1 protein-coding gene and 1 pseudogene are annotated in these 1,693 nt (G+C 61.1%); both read left to right on the top strand.

Going from position 1 to position 1,693, the window contains the following annotated elements; all coding sequences use genetic code 11:
* Window positions 1-23 precede the first annotated feature (23 nt).
* Complete coding sequence (locus CVM73_RS38625) at window positions 24-1,043, top strand: IS110 family RNA-guided transposase (protein ID WP_100236928.1); 1,020 nt, start codon at window positions 24-26, stop codon at window positions 1,041-1,043.
* Between the two features lie 200 nt (window positions 1,044-1,243).
* Window positions 1,244-1,693, top strand: a pseudogene (locus CVM73_RS38620) (transposase); the annotation flags it as partial.

Raw genomic sequence — 1,693 nt, 5'->3', positions numbered from 1 at the left:
ACTCCATCCGAAGGAGAAAAGTCATGATCTACGTCGGCCTCGATGTTTCGCTGAATTCCGTTGCGGTATGTGCGGTGGACGAGACCGGAAAGCTTATCCGGGAGGGAACCACCTTGGCGGACGCGCCATCGATTGTGCAGTACCTCGAACCATGGGCTGGTCAAGTTGAACGGGTGGGCCTTGAGGCAGGACCGACGTCAGAATGGCTGACCGCAAATCTAATCGAACTGGGGCTTCCGGCCGTCAGTTTGGAAGCCCGCCAGGTTAAGGCGGCACTTTCGGCCATGCCGGTGAAGACCGATCGGAATGACGCCCGTGGGATCGCGCAGGTGGTGAGAACGGGATGGTTCAAGCCTGTTCACGTCAAGAGCATCGGCAGTCAAAGGGCCCGGACGCTGGCCGCGGCTCGCAAGCATATCATCCGCTCCATCGCTGCCGCAGAGCAAGTCATCCGCGGACTTCTGCGTCCGCTCGGTCTCAAAGTCGGAGTCGTCTCGCGGAGTCTGTTCGCGACGCGAGTTCGTGAGTTGGTCGGCGATGACGACTTGCTGGAGGCGATCATGAATCCGCTGCTTGCCGGACGCGAAGCGCTGATGCGGGAGTACGGCCGACTGCATCGTCTGGTTCTGAAGGCCGTGCGCAGTGACCCGGCTTGTCGGCTCTTGATGACAATGCCGGGGATCGGCCCGGTCTCTGCGTTGACCTTCCGCTCCACTGTGGACGATCCGAGGCGATTCCTGCATTCTCAATCCGTCGGTGCCTATCTCGGGTTAACGCCCCGGCGATACCAATCTGGCGAGGTTGATCGGGTGGGACGGATCACAAAAGTCGGAGATGGAGAGACGCGCACAGCCCTGTTCGAAGCTGCCAACGTTGTTCTCAGGCCATCAACCCGATGGTCTCCGATGAAGGCTTGGGCGGTGCGTGTTGCCCACCGGCAAGGAAGCAAGCGTGCGAAGGTCGCGCTGGCCAGAAAGATGGCTGTCGTCCTTCACCGAATGTGGGTTGATGGAACCGAATTCCGATGGACGGCGGTGGCGTAAGGACGCCATCGCCATCCCAAGAGACGCCCGTCGCGGGGCGTGGGGATGGTCGAGTTCGTATGATCTGTCGTGGCGTCCGCCCTCCAGGCGGCTGACTACGCCGAAGAGCTTGAACCGACCATTCAACCGAATCCCATCGTGTGGCGGCTTTGCCGACCACGAACAGAAGCAAGGTACCCGCGGCACGCGCTCTTAAGGGATTGACAGAAGCAGACCGAATACAGAAGCAGATCATCGGGATTTTGAAGGAGCACGAGGCTGGCGTGTCGGTTGCCGATCTGTGCCGGAAGCACGGCGTCAGCGACGCCAGCATCTACAAATGGAAAGCCAAGTTTGGCGGGATGGAGGTCTCGGAGGCCAAGCGGCTGAGAACGCTGGAGGACGAGAACACGCGGCTAAAGCGGCTTTTGGCCGACGCCATGCTGGACAATGCGGCGTTGAAGGACCTTCTGGGAAAGAAATGGTGACGCCCGCGGGGAAGCGGAAAGCTGTCGCGCATCTCGTGGAGGCCCACGGGATGAGTGAACGGCGGCGTGTAAAGCCATCGGCTGTTGCCGCATGACCATGAGATACCGAACGACCCGGGCGGACGAAGCCGGCCTTCGCCAGCGCATGAGGGCGATCGCCCAGGAGCGCCGTCGCTTCGGCTA

It is taken from the genome of Bradyrhizobium forestalis (genome assembly GCF_002795245.1).
GTDB classification, from domain to species: Bacteria; Pseudomonadota; Alphaproteobacteria; order Rhizobiales; family Xanthobacteraceae; genus Bradyrhizobium; species Bradyrhizobium forestalis.
This window is presented reverse-complemented; position numbering and strand designations above follow the sequence as displayed.